We start from the raw sequence: 15,361 nt of genomic DNA, 5'->3' as shown, positions 1-15,361 counted from the left end.
AATGAAGACGCAGCTCTCAAAAAACAAAAAGGAGCATTACGCTCCTTTTTGTTCAATCTCATTTTCAGCTTTAGAAGGCAACACGTTTATAGTGACGATACTCTGGCTTCCAAAAGTTTTTCTCAATCGCGTGTTGCAATTGCTCATCACTAATAATTGGGGCTACACCTGCATCCATTGCTGCTTTGGCCACTTTGAAGGCTATCAGCTTAGAGACTTTCTGAATTTCATCAATCTCAGGCAATAAATCTGCTGTAGGGTTGGTCAACAACGGTGAGCAATCTGCCAAAGCATTACTCGATGCAATCAGCATCGAATCGGTCACACGGGTTGCATTGGCCGCAATCACGCCCAACCCAATGCCTGGGAAGATATACGAGTTATTGCATTGCGAAATATTATAAATTTTGCCTTGATAGTTGACTGGAGCAAAAGGACTGCCTGTCGCAATCAAAGCCTTGCCGTCCGTCCAGTGAATAATATCCGCTGGCACCGCTTCGACACGCGATGTTGGATTAGACAGTGGCAGCACAATCGGACGATCACAATTCGAAGCCAAAGTACGAATCACTTCTTCAGTGAATAAGCCCGGCTGACCCGATACTCCAATCAACACAGTAGGTTTGGCATTTTTCACGACATCGAGCAGTGAAATCACCTCTTCAGCATTGCCCCATTCCGCTATCACGTCTGGCTTTTGCGCCAATTTACGTTGGAAATCGAGTAGATTCGGCTGATTTTCAGTGATTAAACCAAAACGATCAACCATATACACGCGTGCACGCGCTTCGGCATCAGTTAAACCTTCAACTTTCATCTGCGCAACAATTTGCTCAGCAATCCCACAGCCTGCTGAACCCGCACCTAAGAAGGCAACAGTTTGATCTTTGAGCTGTTTACCTGCCGCACGTGATGCAGCAATCAAACTGCCCACAGAAACGGCTGCGGTACCTTGAATATCATCATTAAAACAACAGATTTCATCACGGTACTTATTCAATAACGGCATGGCATTATTTTGCGCGAAGTCTTCAAATTGAATTAAGGCTTTCGGCCAACGACGCTTGATCGCAGCAATCACCTCATCAACAAAAGCATAGTACTCATCACCACTGATACGCGGTTGATTCCAACCCATATAAATCGGGTCATTCAGTAACTGCTGATTATTGGTCCCGACATCGAGGGTAATTGGTAAAGTGTAAGCAGGGCTAATACCCCCACACGCGGTATATAGCGACAATTTTCCAATCGGAATACCCATCCCGCCAATGCCTTGGTCTCCCAAGCCTAAAATACGCTCGCCGTCGGTAATCACAATGACTTTGACATTTTTCTTGTTGATGTTATGCAAGATGTCATCAATATGCGCACGGTCTGGATAAGAAATAAATGTGCCACGATGGCGGCGATAAATATCCGAGAAACGCTGACAGGCCTCACCCACCGTTGGAGTATAGATAATTGGCATCATCTCACTTAAATGGTTTTCAATGAGGTGATAGAACAAAGTTTCGTTGGTGTCTTGAATATTACGCAAGTAAATGTGCTTATTGATCGCATCATTAAAAGCACAATATTGTTGATAAGAACGCTGACTTTGTTCTTCAATACTTTCTTCAACATGTGGAATTAAACCATGCAAGTTGAAGCGAGTGCGCTCTTCTTCCGTAAACGCCGATCCTTTATTTAACAGCGGCAACTCAAGTAAGGTATTGCCCGCATAAGGGATGTATAAGGGTTGTTTTGTCTTTAAATATTCTGTCGTCATTACCTATCTCGTTATACATAGATTTAGATGAACCTATGGGGAGAATCTATGCATCTAATTCGGCTACTAGCTTAGCGCCATTTGCGCATCTTTTGATATTTATAAGCGTGATGCAATTATCAAAGCGATTTAGTCTGAAAATAAAAATCAAACCGACTCAACGTAAAAATGACGTTTACGGCAGTCTTTTCGGTCAAATAGCGCATGGATAAAATTTGAACTTGAATAAAGCTCAAGCTAAGCTAGCGCTTTTATTTCTTCTTTATATTAAAAATGATCATCAAAAAACTGATGTTGTTAAGCCTCACGTGTCTTTACATCACGCAAATGACAGCATGCCAATCTATTTCTACGGCGCAAACTACAGTGAGTGATAAAATTACAGGACTATTTGCTCATAACGAAAAACTGCCTGAAATCGATCCCAAAGGCATTGTCGATATCAGTAAAGCCACCATCGAGCAATATGAGCAACTCAGTGCAAATTTACCCTTGAACCAATGGGTCTATTTGGAGAATGAAAAACAAGGGATTTATCAGCTACAAAACAAATCGACCGAAGGCTTTGTGCTCTCGCTACGTCTGAATTGTAAAATCAGCAGTCATCCGCCTACCTTTGAGCTTCAAGATGTGCAAGGCAAACGTATCTTATACGGCTATGATAAAGAAGCAGGACAGATTCAGTTTTTACTCGACAACAAAAACTATGGCAATCCCTTTGATCCATTTCAACGCCAAACCCTGAGTCGTTTTCAACAACAGCTTGCCAGTGCCAAAGTAATTAAGCTCTTTCATGCCAGCAAACTGTATCGTTTTCAAAACCAAAATGCGGAACTCCTAAGCAAACCTGTTTCATGCCGTGAAAATAGCTAAAACGGGGCTTATTTGGGTGGGTTTAAATGTGACATATCCACAAATACACCGGTCAAACGGCGCACAATCGGCAGTACAATGAGCACTACAGGATAGGCCACCACCCAAGACATCATCCATGCGGACAGCCAAACCTGTAGGAAATTGTCCACCCAACCCAAATTGCGCCAAAGATTGATCATCGAGATAATGCCACTCATAAAAAATGAGATAAAAAACGGCAAAATAAACATGGCATATTTTGCTGGTAACTTGGGAATATTGCCAATGATCATCGGTCGCTGTTCAGACACGTTTTATCCTTAAAAGTATGCGTTTTGGTTCTCATCATACTGCGCTTTTCATGTTTATTGCAGCGCAATCGTTAGCAGTTTTTGAACATTTTTTATTCTATGAAAATGGATTCACCTAAAGACGTGGAAATTTGCTATATTTAGCGTTTTTCTGCGACATTAAATTTTCGACTGAATATGAACACGGCAATCCAAGCAGCTCTCGAGCACGCAGTACAAAACCTTCAAGCTGAAGGCGTCCTTCCAGCAGACTGGAACAACAGCAGTACTTTGACGCGTACCAAAGACCGAAGCCACGGGGATTTCGCGTCCAATATCGCGATGATTGCCTCTAAAGCTGCGGGTATGAAGCCACGTGATTTAGCCGAAAAAATTCTTGCTGCACTGCCTGAAGTGGCAGACATCAGCAAAGCAGAAATCGCAGGCCCTGGCTTTATTAACTTCTTTTTAAATGCTGACCAACGTTTTGCTGTACTTGATCAAATTCAAGCGCAAGGCAAGCAATTTGGTCGCACGCAAGCCAATGCTGCGAAGAAAATCCAAGTAGAATTCGTTTCTGCCAACCCAACGTCTAGCTTGCACGTTGGTCATGGTCGTGGCGCAGCCTATGGGATGACGGTTGCAACCTTGCTTGAAGCAACAGGTGCAACGGTAGACCGTGAATATTATGTGAATGATGCAGGCCGTCAAATGGACATCCTTGCAACATCCACCTATTTACGCTACCTCGAATTAACAGGCCAAGAACTGGTTTTCCCTAAAAATGCCTATCAAGGCGATTATGTTAAAGAAATCGCGCAAAGCATTATCGATGCTGATGGCGATGCCTACGTCCGCCCTGTGGCAGACATCTATAAAGATGTCCCTGAAGATGTGCAATATGCAGAAGAACTCGATGCTGAAGGCAATAAAGTTGTCCTTTCAGGCGACAAAGAAAAGCATATTGATGGTTTAATCCATAATTCACAAAGCTTAATCGGTGAAGCTTACCGCGTATTCCACCAAGCAGCGCTGAATGCGATCTTAGATGACATCAAAGATGACTTGGGCGAGTTTGGTGTAACCTTTAACCAATGGTTCAGCGAAGCCTCATTGACAGACAAAATTGATGAAGCTTTAGAAACTTTAGAACAACGCGGTTTCTTATACGAAAAAGACGGCAACATTTGGTTCAAATCGACTGAATTTGGCGATGAAAAAGACCGTGTTGTGAAGCGTCGTAATGGACAAACCACTTACTTTGCTTCTGACATTGCTTATCACCTGAACAAATTACAACGTGGCTATACCGATATCATTGATATCTGGGGCTCAGACCACCATGGCTATATTTCACGAGTCAAAGCAGCCATTGATGCCTTGGGATATGACTCGAAAAAACTCACCGTTCTATTGGTTCAGTTCGTCAGCCTATGGCGTGGTGGTGAGATGGTACAAATGTCATCTCGTTCTGGTCAGTTCGTGACTTTACGTGACCTGCGTAAAGAAGTGGGCAATGATGCTGCGCGTTTCTACTACGTGATGCGTAAGTCTGAACAACACATTGACTTTGACTTAGACCTTGCAGTTTCACAAAGCAAAGACAATGCGGTGTACTACATCCAGTATGCGCATGCACGTGTCAATCGTATGGTCGATGTGAAAGCACCTGAAAAAGGCATTCCTTTTGATCGTAGCAAAGCAGCTGATTACGATGCGACCTTATTAACTCTTGATGCTGAAACTGAAATTCTTGCCAAACTTGCGGCCTATCCTGAAATTGTGCTTCGTGCTGCAAATAGCTATGAACCACACCAAGTGGGTAACTATTTGAAAGAACTCGCAGCGTTATTCCATGGTTGGTATAACTTGGATAATACAAGAATTATCGACGAACAGAATATTGCCCTTTCGCAAGCCCGTTTATTACTTTCAATAAACGTACAACAAGTTTTGCGTAATGGTTTAGAGTTACTAGGTGTGTCTGCACCTGAGACGATGTAACCAGCAAAGCAAAGCTTCAAGTATGGCTGCAAGACCGAAAGCTATGCTTGAGGTAATGATGTAAAAAGCAACGCTTTGCACATCGTCGCAAGACACAGGGCTATGCCCGAAGTAACCATATCAACCCTGATGTATTGCTCGCTTTGTGAAACTTGAATTTTGCAAAGCGATTCTTTATTTTACGATGACGCCTCTTTTAATTCCTTGAGGCCAAGTACTAAAATAAAGAAAAGAATGGGCCAGTCCCTCATATTGATTAGAAGAAAAGAGGTTTCCACGTGTTTGGAAAAACGCAGCGCGGTGTATCTGAAAGACCGAACAAACCCAAAAAGCCACTGATTCCAGCTTGGCTCGGTACACTTGTGGTCATTTTAATCGTGCTCTGTTTTGCTGTAGCACTATTACTGTGGAAGCCTTGGGCACCAGTGAAGCCGAAAGGTCAAATCACTTCGGAACATTATCAAGAAGAAACAAATAAAGACTACCGTTTCTACGACTTACTGCCACAGCAGCAAGTGACGCCAATTCCTGATCAAGCCATTCCTGAAACCAAAGATAATCCAAGCACTGTGGTGATTGTTGAAGCACCTGCTGCCGAAGAAAGCACTCCTGCTGAACCGGGTTTAACCGAAGCAGCACCGACACCGCAAGCGCCAAGTTTTATATTGCAAGTGCGTAGCTACCCTGACCCTGACAGTGCCGATGCACGTCGTGCAGAAATTATCTTAAATGGTCTCTCTGCCGATGTAGTCAAAACCGTTGAAGGCGGGCAAACATGGTATCGCGTGATTTCAGGGCCATATGACTCGCAAGAAGCTGCAGTGATTGCACAGCAAACCCTACAACATAGCGGGATTGATTCGATTGTGGTCAAACGCTAAAACAAAAAAAGGATGCCTCGGCATCCTTTTTTATACTCTGAGTTTGGCTAGAAAATTTTGAATCAATTGCGCAACATGTTCCGCATGCACATAAGCCAAATCATGTTGCCCCTGTGACACGATGTGCAATTCAGCATGTGGTATTTGATGGTGTAAGAACTGCCCCACCGCAACAGGACTAATCGGATCTGCATCGCCCCAAATCAGCAGAACTGGACAACGGATATGCTCCAAACTGTCCGTCAAATCAGACTGATGCTGAATAAACCAATCAGGAACCGTAAAACTCTGTTGATAATCCTCTCTCCAATCCGCCACCTGAAAAGGACTTAAATCAATGCCGCCTGAGGTTGCCACGAGCACCAAGGCCCGCACCTGTTCAGGTTTTTGTAGGGCAGCTTGTACTGCAAAAATGCCACCCATAGATTGTGCAATGACCACAGAAGGCTGTTGGATTTGATTCAATACATCGTCTTGTAAGCTCTCAAAACTTTGCACATCCACATCATCAGGATAACCACCAAAGCTCGGATAAGCGACGACCATGGTTGAATCGTCCTGAGGAAGGTGCTGGAGAACAGGTTGCCAAAATGCCGTATTGCCCGATGCACCGGGTAAGAAAATCAAGTTCAAACCATCACCACCCATTAGAACCCACTGAGCTCTTTGGCTTTTTTAAATGCTGGGCGCTGCTGAATACGCTGTGCATAAGCCACCATTTGAGGGTTATGGGCTTTTACCCGCTCTTGCATCGCCACCACAGGAAAGCTCATTTGAATATCAGCAAAGGAAAAATCACCTGCAAAATAGTCATGTTGAGACAAATAATTTTCCAAATATGCACTGTGCTCTTTCAAGCGTGGATTAATAAAGCCACCTTTCACCCCATCACAAATTTTATTGGCAATCGGTTTAATTAGAAATGGGACATGCTTCGGTACATTATTCATCACCAAAGTCATAACCAAATATGGCATCAACGAGCCTTCGGCATAATGCATCCAGTAGTTATATTGCATTAAGTCCTTTGGATTTTTCGGTTTAAACTTGTGCTCCGTATCGTAGGTGGCTTGCAAGTATTCTAAAATCACCGCAGATTCTGCTATGACCAAATCACCATCGGTCAAAACGGGGGCTTTACCTAAGGGATGAATGTTTTTTAACTCAGGTGGCGCAGCATAGGTCGGTAGGCGTTTATAAAACTTCACCTCATACTCAAGCCCTAACTCTTCCAAAGCCCATAAAATGCGTAAAGAGCGTGAATGTTCCAAATGGTGCAGGGTAATCATTGTTGTGCCTTTTGTTTTAATTGAAATCTAGCACTCACTTTACGCTAAAATTTGGATTTTGCACCTGTCGATACACATGAATATCCAGTCGTACAAAATCCTTTACCGCCTATAAAAAAACCGTCAAGCGAGTTAAACAATTGAGGTTTCAATCTCGACGGAACGTAATAAAGTTTTAGTGACTGGTGTTTTTTGACAGATGTCTAAGATTTTTTGGCGTGCTTCTTCTGTCAATGTTTGCTCAAACGACAAACGACGGCTGATCCATTCTCGGCCTTCTTTATTGGCATTAAAATCTGCTTCGACACTAAAAGTCCCCAATTCAATACCTTTGTGCTGCGCATACATACGTAGGGTAATCATGGTGCAGGAAATCAAACCTGTACAAATAAAGTCATAAGGTGCAGGGCCTTTGTCCTGACCGCCAAAAGACGCTGGTTTATCTGTAATGAATTAGTGTCGTCCAGTACTTACTTCACCAGACCATGCTTCGACGCATGTTTTGACTTCCGCATTCGCAATTATTGCCATTTTTTATTATCCTATTTTTCATTGATATTATTTTGAATAGGTTTCAAGTATTGAAACTGTCCACCTATTCTGTTGTTGAACGATTTTTCGCAATATTCAAACCACTTATTTTGAAGCGCGCATTTGGTCTGGAAATGCCGGTGCTTCCAGTCGTGGCCCTTCATAGTCAGGAATGGAACCAAAACGTTCATCTTGCGCAATCCACTGATCACGTGCAATTTTCAATTCTTCTTGAGTCCGTCCGACAAAATTCCACCACAATAGAATTGGGCTTTCAAACGGTTCACCACCTAACAGTAACAAGCGGCTACCAGCATGGATTTCAATTTCAATCGCACTTACACCCTGCTCGAGCACCACCATATTGTCTTCAGTCAGTTCGTGTCCATTGACCGTAGCAGTTCCTTCTAAAGCCATAAAGCCATATTCAAAGTTAGGATTGAGTGTTAAACGGGTTTTGGTGCTTTCTGTTGCGCTTAAGTCCACTCCTAACAGCTCGGTATAAACACTCACAGGTGAGGTAGTATTTAAAAACTCTCCGACCAAAACGGTAAATTCCACCCCATCTTTTTCCACCACTGGCAGTTCTGGATAGTGATCGAAACGTGGTTCAACAGCAATTTGTGCATCAGGCAATGCAATCCACAATTGTGCTGCATGCATTTTAGTTTCTGTATCTGGTGCGACTTCCGTATGGGAAATCCCGTGTCCTGCGGTCATTAAGTTGACCTGTTTTGGACGAATCAGCTGTTTGCTACCCAAACTATCGGTATGCATCATGGTGCCTTCAATCATCCATGTAAAGGTTTGCAAACCGATATGTGGATGTGGGCCAACATCTAAACCGTCCCCTTGAGGGAAGGTTACAGGGCCTGCGTGATCTAAGAAACACCATGCACCAATCATTCGTTTATGGCGACTTGGCAGCGCACGCTTGATGACCGTCCCTTGGCCTATTTCAGCACTTCTCAGTGGAAACTCTTGAATGAATTGATTTACGTATTTTTCACAGTCATCCGAATGTGAAAGTTCAGTATAGTTATTATTCGTCATGTGCTTACTCATTACAGATCCATATGTCCTAGATCATAACAAGCAGATTCCCAACTGCACATCCCTAAAAATAGAATGCTGATTCTTAAACTTGGGACAATATCTTGTGTTTTCAAAACCTAACTACAAGGCAATGCATGGATGTAAAAATGTTGTTACATCTTTATAAGGTGTGTTTTAGAGGCGATGGAAAGCAATGACTTAGGAAAAATCAAAAGTTTTCTTCATCAAAACGATCTTGATCAATTTTATAGATATGAAAACTACGCTCCACTTGAACACCTAAACCAAATTCAATCATGAGAGCTGTTAATTTATTACCATCAATTAAAACAATGCCTGATCTTTTAGCCGACTCCATCGCCTCTTTACTAAAATTGGAAGTTGTAATAAAGACACCTTTCTTAGCTACTTGATCTGCCAGTGCGCCTTTAAATTGCTGTATCTCAGGCCGACCCACTGTATTTTCCCAGCGTTTAGCCTGAATATAAATTTTGTCTAAACCTAAATGGTCTTCGCTGAGCATTTAAAAACCAAAAAAAAAGAAATATAATTTAATGACTTATAACCATATTCTTTCCTTGATGTTTAATAAAATTATCTATTCGGAATTACCCCCTAAGCAAAAAGAAATTTATAATTTCCAGAAAATCTCGGCATATTTAGCAGACTACGGATTCAATTGTATAAAGTTATCAGATGATTGGAATGGCGCCGATTTTCTTGCATATCATTTAAACGGGAAGGACACCTTACGAATCCAGCTAAAAAGCCGCATTACGATTGATAAAAAGTATATAAATAAAAACTTACATATAGCTTTTCCAATTGATAAAGGGTGGTGTCTAATTGACCATGATACTTTAGTAAAAATTGTGCAAGAGAGTACTAATTGGCTTGAAAGTGCATCATGGGTAGAAAATGGTAAATATCACTCAGCAACATTAAATAAGAAGCTCTTTAGTCTCTTAGAACCTTACTTCTCCGTTCATTAAATTTCTGACGCTTTTAAATAAAAAAAGGACGCCTAAGCGTCCTTTTTTCAAAAAGTAATTTTCGTCAACTGCCGCACGCAGAGCGCTTGGCGTAAAACTGGCAAGCAGCGTTGCTGCTTGAAACCCCAGTTTTATTCCCATTCAATCGTTGCCGGTGGCTTAGACGACACGTCATAAACCACACGAGAAACATCTTTAATTTCGTTCATGATACGAGTCGAAATTTTATCAACCAAATCATAAGGAAGATGTGCGAAACGCGCTGTCATAAAGTCAACCGTTTCAACGGCACGAAGTGCAATCACCCATGCATAACGACGACCATCACCTACGACGCCAACAGATTTCACAGGTTGGAATACAGCAAAGGCTTGCGCAGTTTTATCATACCAACCGCTGGCACGAAGCTCTTGCATGAAGATGTCATCTGCAAGACGTAAAATGTCTGCATATTCTTTCTTCACTTCACCCAAAATACGCACGCCCAAACCTGGACCTGGGAATGGGTGACGATATAGCATTTCAAACGGTAAACCTAAAGTTGTACCTAAACGACGTACTTCATCTTTAAACAAATCACGGATTGGCTCAACCAATTCAAAAGCCAAGTCATCTGGTAAACCGCCCACATTGTGGTGAGATTTAATCACATGAGCTTTACCATTTTTGGTTGCAGCAGATTCGATCACGTCTGGGTAAATCGTACCTTGAGCAAGGAAGTTTACGCCATCAAGTTTACGCGCTTCTTCAGCAAAAACTTCAATGAACTCACGACCAATGATTTTACGTTTCTTCTCAGGATCAACCTCACCAGCAAGTGCAGTCAAGAAACGATCTTCAGCATCGGCACGAATCACACGGATACCCATGTTTTTCGCAAACATGTCCATCACTTGCTCGCCTTCGTTCAAACGAAGTAGGCCGTTGTCAACGAATACACAAGTCAATTGATCGCCAATCGCACGGTGTAAAAGCGCAGCAACCACTGATGAATCAACACCACCCGACAGACCTAAAAGAACTTTTTGATCGCCAATTTGTTGACGTAATTGTTCAACGCGTAAGTCAATGATGTTTTCAGAGTTCCACAGGCTACGACAGCCACAAATGCTGTGTACAAAGTTAGATAATAACTCTGCACCTTTTGCAGTGTGCGTTACTTCTGGGTGGAACTGAATCCCGTAAAAACGACGCGTTTCATCAGAAACCATCGCCACTGGACAGCTTGGTGTGCTCGCAGTGATTTGGAAACCTTCAGGAATCGCTGTCACTTTGTCACCATGGCTCATCCAGACTTTAAGTTGGTCTTTGGTGTCTTCAAGATCACCAATCAACTTGTCACGAACTTGGATGTTTACTTCGGCATAACCGAATTCATGTACTGTACCCGGCTCAACTTTACCGCCAAGCTGTGCAGACATGGTTTGTAAGCCATAGCAAATACCCAAAACTGGTACACCTAAGTTGAACACAACTTCTGGCGCACGTGGGCTGCCTTCTTCGTGTACGCTCTCAGGACCACCTGACAAGATGATACCGTTTGGATTAAATGCACGAATGTCTTCTTCAGACATGTCATAGGCATACATTTCAGAATATACACCAGCTTCACGTACGCGGCGTGCAATAAGCTGGCTATATTGAGAACCGAAATCCAAAATAAGGATACGATCTTCAGTAATTTGAGTATTGGTAGTCATGACAAACAACTATGAAAGGCAAACGAATATAAGCGCCGTATTCTAGCATTTTCCCGCGCATAACGCACATAATTCGGACAAGCTTTATACAACGCTTAAAATCCAATGGTTTTTATATCGAAAAGCACGCTTTCGCGTGCCTGATGTTTATTTCAAAACTTTTTCTATTTTAACGACTTCAATATCCGTCGGTTTATAACGATGTGTATCGACCTCGCCCACAACCTGCACTTTATCGCCTGCTTTAATATTAGATGCTTTCCATAAATCGTCATCAATATCCAACAAAATAACCCCTGTACCATCGCTGAACTCGTAGTGGTCTTCATTGAGATGTTTCAGCAGTGTCCCTTTAAAGTGACCGCCGTTTCATCTTTGAGCTTTGCAATGGCTGACACAGAGACATGATTCTTTGCTGCTTCTTGTAAAATGATATGGTCATCTTTAGCCCATGCACCAGCGGCAAGACTTAAACTTGTAATACATAACCCTATTTTAAAAAGATTTTTCATCTTATTTTCCTCATGTTTTATTGATCTTGATCAAAACAAAAAATGGACGTCCACACCGTACTTTTTTGTAAATAAAAAAGCAGCATCGTGAATGCTGCTTTTCATTTTGAATTATTTTTCAATCAGATGATCTAGACTCATTTTTCCAGCACCATGCAGCATTAGAAAAAATAAACCACCCGTCATAGCAAAGTTTTTCATAAAGTTAATGCTGTCTTGCGCGCCATCGTGAAAAATAAACGCGGTAATCATACTAAACAGACCTAAGCCAAACGCAGCAAAGCGGGCTTGAAAACCAAATAACAGCGCTAAGCCACCACCAAACTCAACTAAAATGGTTAAAGGTAATAGCGCTCCGGGAACACCCATAGACTCCATATACCCTACAGTTGCGCTATAAGCTGAAATTTTTCCCCAGCCTGCAACAAGGAAAATATAAGCCATCAGTACACGGGCAATTAAAGCTAAAACTGCATCGGTATTGGGTTGATTGACAATATTTTTGACCACAACATTTGAATTAAACATTTTTACACCTTTAAATACGTTTTATTTGAAGTTGTAGCTATCTTAATGTTCTCTATTTTTAGAATAAATATCCATTTTCATCACGCATCGTTTCAAAATAAGAACACCAGTAGCTAAATTTATTTACGTTTTAATACTGACTTCTGATAACGAGACTGCTAGGATTTCCGCACTCTTTTGCTTATTTGTGCCCCATGGAACTGATTGATTTTATATTACATGTCGATGACCATCTGCTTGAGTTTATCACCAACTATGGGGTTTGGATTTATGCAATTTTGTTTCTCATCATCTTTGTGGAAACAGGTTTGGTGGTCATGCCGTTCCTACCCGGCGACAGTTTATTGTTTGCCGCAGGTGCCTTAGCAGCATCCACAGGTGCAATGAATCCGTGGACTCTTGGTGTTTTACTTTTTATCGCAGCCGTACTGGGCGATACGCTGAATTATCACATTGGCCGTTATATTGGACCGCGTGTTTTTGAAATCGAGTCACGTTTCATCAATAAACAACACCTAATTAATACACAAAAATTCTTTGAAAAACATGGTGGTAAAACTATTATTTTTGCGCGTTTTATCCCTTTTGCGCGGACTTTTGCACCTTTTGTAGCAGGTGCAGGAAAAATGGACTACAAATTTTTCCTGTCTTATAACCTGATTGGAGCATTCTGCTGGATTGGATCATTCATTACTTTAGGCTATATTTTTGGTAATGTGCCTGTGGTCAAAGACAATTTCACGCATCTGATTTTCGGCATTATTATTATTAGTGTCTTGCCGGGGATCATTGGTTTTATTCGTGCCAAATTAAAGAAAAAATCAACCACTGAAGCTTAAGCAAAAAAACGTAGAATCACGGGAAACATACACACCACCAACAACATGGCCGATCCTTTATATAAGAGATCGGCTTTTATTTGTTTGGACTCACCCGATAAAATGGCACGGCCAAAAGACATCCAGAACAGTGCCGTTGGCAATAACACCAGACTAAACACCGCAAACACCAAAAAGAAATTGGTGGGATTATCCCAGGCTTCATAGGGAAAAATACCCGCAGCAAATAAGACCGCTTTCGGATTTTTCAAAGTAGAAAAAAACAATTGTTTAGGTCGAATCGAGGTAAAACGTTGATTATGCTTTTCTAAGTGTGAGCTTTTCCATAAATGAAAAGCCAACCAGAACACATAGACTGCGCTCAGTGCATGTAAAAGATCAATCAGATAAGGCCAAGTCGGTGTACTAAGATGAATCAGGAGTGCCCATAAATTGATGGCATAGAAATACCCAAACAGTTCTGCGGGTACAAGTAAGCTGGTCTTCACCAGACCTTGCTGATGTGCAGAGCTTGCGAGTAAAGCATTGGTTGGTCCCGGAATCATCAAGACAGCAATCATTGCCAATACAAACAGCCAACTCTCAATCATAGACATCCAACAACAGCATTAAAGATGCGCAATTTAGCCGAAAAAGAGCGGTTTCCTCAAGTCAAAGCGGAAAAAAACACAGAACCCATGAGGTAAAAAAGTGCGTATTAAAACGATAGTCCATTGTTTTATAGAAATTATTTTCGAAACATTTTGCTAAGATTTTAATGAATGCTGAAAGGTTGAACCCTTCAGCAGGATGAATAAATGCGGCATTAATTCGTCTTATTTTGCACGGTAATCGCACAGCCTTTGAATTTTGCAGCCTGTACAATCGCCTCTTGCTGACCCAAAAGTCGTGAAATTTCAGTTTTTTTGGTATTCGATGATTGTCCCATATTCACTGAAACGCTTGGACCAAAGCCCCAACCGCCACCATGACTCCAACCGCCGCCCAGCCCTACACCTACACCCATACCAGTACGTTTTGCAGTGGGTACACCTTCATCTAAATGTTGCTGAATCCGATTATATTCCGCTTGTAACTGTTGGCAGTTCAAAGCTTGATACTGTGTAGGAGAGACATAAGTCGGTTTAACCGTTGTGGCACAGGCGCTCAATAACAGCGTGCTGCCCATTAAAAAAGCAATTGTGATCTTTTTCATGCCGAATCTCGCAATTTATTATTCTCAATCTCATTGAACAATGATTGATAGGCCTGCGTCAATTTATGATCGTGTGCCAAATGAATTAAGGGTAAATTTTTGTGATGCGATTCTTTCATCAGCACCGATGGGGGCAACATACTTTCTAGTACAGGAAGACCTTCATCCTTCAGCTGTTGCACCACTTCACGCGGAAGTTTGGCCTGCGCTTGGAACTGATTCACCACAATGCCTTCAATTTCCAAATGATCATTATGATCGTCTTGAGTTTCGAGCACATTTTCGATCAAAGTTTGCAGTGCACGTTTAGAAAAGACATCGCAATCAAACGGAATCAGGACTTTATTGGCTGCAATCAGTGCCGACAAAGTAAAGAAGTTAAAGGCTGGCGGTGTATCGATATAGACACGATCATATTTTCCGGCAAGCTGTTGTAACGCATCACGCAGTTTATAAATTTTATGTTTTGACTCTAAAGCATAAGCCAATGCCCCGAGGCTTGGGCTGGCTGGAATCACATCCAAATTTTTAAAAGGGGATTGGTGTACATAACTTTCTAAGCCTTTAGCTCGTCCTTTGAGGATCGAACCAATGGCACTGCCCAATAGACTTTTATTTTGAGTCGTTCCAAGCACTTCTTCAAAATAGTTTTCAATATTGGGTTCTAAAGCTGGTTTGTCTGCCGAATACGTTGCGTCATCGCCCAGCACATACTGACTCGAATTCGCTTGCGGATCGAGATCAATCAGTAAGGTTTTTAAGCCTTGATGTGCACTAATTGCCGCCAAATTCACTGCAATACTGGATTTACCGACACCACCTTTTTGATTAAATACCACACGTGTATGCATGAAATCCCCTCCCTCTTGTTATTTTTCCGCTATAGATAGCAGTGTAGCGCAGAACAATCGCTGTGCC

The 15,361-nt window shown here is 42.0% G+C and carries 15 protein-coding genes and 3 pseudogenes; 5 read left to right on the top strand and 13 right to left on the bottom strand.

Annotated elements, in window-relative coordinates; all coding sequences use genetic code 11:
* Positions 1-70: 70 nt before the first annotated feature.
* Positions 71-1,771 carry an NAD-dependent malic enzyme gene (locus F946_RS14750; RefSeq protein ID WP_004984015.1) on the bottom strand — a complete coding sequence of 567 codons (1,701 nt, stop codon included), beginning with the start codon at positions 1,769-1,771 and terminating at the stop codon, positions 71-73.
* A 273-nt stretch (positions 1,772-2,044) separates the two neighbouring features.
* On the opposite strand from F946_RS14750, the gene F946_RS14745 reads away from it, so the two are divergent.
* The gene (locus F946_RS14745; RefSeq protein WP_035327183.1) at positions 2,045-2,644 is read left to right on the top strand and encodes a hypothetical protein; all 600 of its coding nucleotides are present in this window, start codon (positions 2,045-2,047) and stop codon (positions 2,642-2,644) included.
* Between the two features lie 8 nt (positions 2,645-2,652).
* Here F946_RS14745 and F946_RS14740 read toward each other — a convergent pair whose 3' ends face one another.
* A complete protein-coding gene (locus F946_RS14740; protein ID WP_004684392.1) occupies positions 2,653-2,937 on the bottom strand; it encodes a DUF2798 domain-containing protein in 285 nt (94 codons plus the stop codon).
* Between the two features lie 177 nt (positions 2,938-3,114).
* Here F946_RS14740 and argS point away from each other — a divergent pair, with 177 nt between their 5' ends.
* Both argS and F946_RS14730 read left to right on the top strand, forming a co-directional pair.
* Positions 3,115-4,920 (top strand): arginine--tRNA ligase, encoded by a 1,806-nt coding sequence (gene argS, locus F946_RS14735; RefSeq protein WP_004984011.1) that lies wholly within the window; start codon positions 3,115-3,117, stop codon positions 4,918-4,920.
* Positions 4,921-5,198: 278 nt separating this feature from the next.
* Positions 5,199-5,801, top strand: a complete 603-nt coding sequence (locus tag F946_RS14730; RefSeq protein WP_004684390.1) for an SPOR domain-containing protein — start codon at positions 5,199-5,201, stop codon at positions 5,799-5,801.
* 30 nt (positions 5,802-5,831) lie between these two features.
* Here the strand turns inward: F946_RS14730 and F946_RS14725 are convergent, their stop codons facing one another.
* From F946_RS14725 to F946_RS14705, 5 genes and pseudogenes are all read right to left on the bottom strand, one after another.
* Positions 5,832-6,434, bottom strand: a complete 603-nt coding sequence (locus F946_RS14725) for an alpha/beta fold hydrolase (protein ID WP_035327206.1) — start codon at positions 6,432-6,434, stop codon at positions 5,832-5,834.
* Positions 6,435-6,448: 14 nt separating this feature from the next.
* A complete protein-coding gene (locus F946_RS14720; RefSeq protein ID WP_004984007.1) occupies positions 6,449-7,090 on the bottom strand; it encodes a glutathione S-transferase family protein in 642 nt (213 codons plus the stop codon).
* A 132-nt stretch (positions 7,091-7,222) separates the two neighbouring features.
* A pseudogene (locus F946_RS14715) lies at positions 7,223-7,621 on the bottom strand (OsmC family protein).
* 105 nt (positions 7,622-7,726) lie between these two features.
* Positions 7,727-8,674, bottom strand: coding sequence for a pirin family protein (locus F946_RS14710; protein WP_004984002.1), 948 nt, complete (start codon positions 8,672-8,674; stop codon positions 7,727-7,729).
* A 211-nt stretch (positions 8,675-8,885) separates the two neighbouring features.
* A pseudogene (locus tag F946_RS14705) lies at positions 8,886-9,200 on the bottom strand (restriction endonuclease); the annotation flags it as partial.
* A gap of 31 nt (positions 9,201-9,231) precedes the next feature.
* On the opposite strand from F946_RS14705, the gene F946_RS14700 reads away from it, so the two are divergent.
* The gene (locus F946_RS14700; protein ID WP_004983997.1) at positions 9,232-9,669 is read left to right on the top strand and encodes a hypothetical protein; all 438 of its coding nucleotides are present in this window, start codon (positions 9,232-9,234) and stop codon (positions 9,667-9,669) included.
* A 131-nt stretch (positions 9,670-9,800) separates the two neighbouring features.
* Here F946_RS14700 and guaA read toward each other — a convergent pair whose 3' ends face one another.
* The 3 genes and pseudogenes from guaA to F946_RS14685 all read right to left on the bottom strand — a co-directional run bounded on the left by guaA (position 9,801) and on the right by F946_RS14685 (position 12,409).
* Positions 9,801-11,369 carry a glutamine-hydrolyzing GMP synthase gene (gene guaA, locus F946_RS14695; protein WP_004983995.1) on the bottom strand — a complete coding sequence of 523 codons (1,569 nt, stop codon included), beginning with the start codon at positions 11,367-11,369 and terminating at the stop codon, positions 9,801-9,803.
* 147 nt (positions 11,370-11,516) lie between these two features.
* Positions 11,517-11,881 (bottom strand): annotated as a pseudogene (locus F946_RS14690) (NirD/YgiW/YdeI family stress tolerance protein).
* Between the two features lie 111 nt (positions 11,882-11,992).
* Positions 11,993-12,409 (bottom strand): DoxX family protein, encoded by a 417-nt coding sequence (locus F946_RS14685; protein WP_004983990.1) that lies wholly within the window; start codon positions 12,407-12,409, stop codon positions 11,993-11,995.
* A 194-nt stretch (positions 12,410-12,603) separates the two neighbouring features.
* Between F946_RS14685 and F946_RS14680 the strand changes: the two genes are divergently transcribed.
* Positions 12,604-13,248, top strand: coding sequence for a DedA family protein (locus tag F946_RS14680; protein ID WP_004684377.1), 645 nt, complete (start codon positions 12,604-12,606; stop codon positions 13,246-13,248).
* Here F946_RS14680 and F946_RS14675 read toward each other — a convergent pair.
* From F946_RS14675 to F946_RS14665, 3 genes are all read right to left on the bottom strand, one after another.
* Positions 13,245-13,838 (bottom strand): LysE family translocator, encoded by a 594-nt coding sequence (locus tag F946_RS14675; protein ID WP_004983987.1) that lies wholly within the window; start codon positions 13,836-13,838, stop codon positions 13,245-13,247. The two genes, F946_RS14680 and F946_RS14675, sit on opposite strands and share 4 nt — an antisense overlap.
* 215 nt (positions 13,839-14,053) lie before the next feature.
* Positions 14,054-14,443 carry a hypothetical protein gene (locus F946_RS14670; protein ID WP_004983985.1) on the bottom strand — a complete coding sequence of 130 codons (390 nt, stop codon included), beginning with the start codon at positions 14,441-14,443 and terminating at the stop codon, positions 14,054-14,056.
* On the bottom strand, positions 14,440-15,294 hold the full coding sequence (locus F946_RS14665) for a ParA family protein (protein WP_004684373.1): 855 nt from the start codon (positions 15,292-15,294) through the stop codon (positions 14,440-14,442). The genes F946_RS14670 and F946_RS14665 overlap by 4 nt, the downstream gene beginning before the upstream one ends.
* Positions 15,295-15,361 lie beyond the last annotated feature (67 nt).

It is taken from the genome of Acinetobacter johnsonii ANC 3681, assembly GCF_000368805.1.
In the GTDB taxonomy this organism is placed as follows: domain Bacteria; phylum Pseudomonadota; class Gammaproteobacteria; order Pseudomonadales; family Moraxellaceae; genus Acinetobacter; species Acinetobacter johnsonii.
This window is presented reverse-complemented; position numbering and strand designations above follow the sequence as displayed.

Excerpts from the sequence above, each read along its gene's own strand:
- F946_RS14745 (WP_035327183.1), top strand. The coding sequence starts at position 2,045 with ATGATCATCAAAAAACTGATGTTGTTAAGCCTCACGTGTCTTTACATC.
- F946_RS14670 (WP_004983985.1), bottom strand. The coding sequence starts at position 14,443 with ATGAAAAAGATCACAATTGCTTTTTTAATGGGCAGCACGCTGTTATTG.
- F946_RS14675 (WP_004983987.1), bottom strand. The coding sequence starts at position 13,838 with ATGATTGAGAGTTGGCTGTTTGTATTGGCAATGATTGCTGTCTTGATG.
- F946_RS14700 (WP_004983997.1), top strand. The coding sequence starts at position 9,232 with ATGACTTATAACCATATTCTTTCCTTGATGTTTAATAAAATTATCTAT.
- F946_RS14665 (WP_004684373.1), bottom strand. The coding sequence starts at position 15,294 with ATGCATACACGTGTGGTATTTAATCAAAAAGGTGGTGTCGGTAAATCC.
- F946_RS14680 (WP_004684377.1), top strand. The coding sequence starts at position 12,604 with ATGGAACTGATTGATTTTATATTACATGTCGATGACCATCTGCTTGAG.
- F946_RS14720 (WP_004984007.1), bottom strand. The coding sequence starts at position 7,090 with ATGATTACCCTGCACCATTTGGAACATTCACGCTCTTTACGCATTTTA.
- F946_RS14685 (WP_004983990.1), bottom strand. The coding sequence starts at position 12,409 with ATGTTTAATTCAAATGTTGTGGTCAAAAATATTGTCAATCAACCCAAT.
- argS (WP_004984011.1), top strand. The coding sequence starts at position 3,115 with ATGAACACGGCAATCCAAGCAGCTCTCGAGCACGCAGTACAAAACCTT.
- F946_RS14710 (WP_004984002.1), bottom strand. The coding sequence starts at position 8,674 with ATGACGAATAATAACTATACTGAACTTTCACATTCGGATGACTGTGAA.
- F946_RS14750 (WP_004984015.1), bottom strand. The coding sequence starts at position 1,771 with ATGACGACAGAATATTTAAAGACAAAACAACCCTTATACATCCCTTAT.
- guaA (WP_004983995.1), bottom strand. The coding sequence starts at position 11,369 with ATGACTACCAATACTCAAATTACTGAAGATCGTATCCTTATTTTGGAT.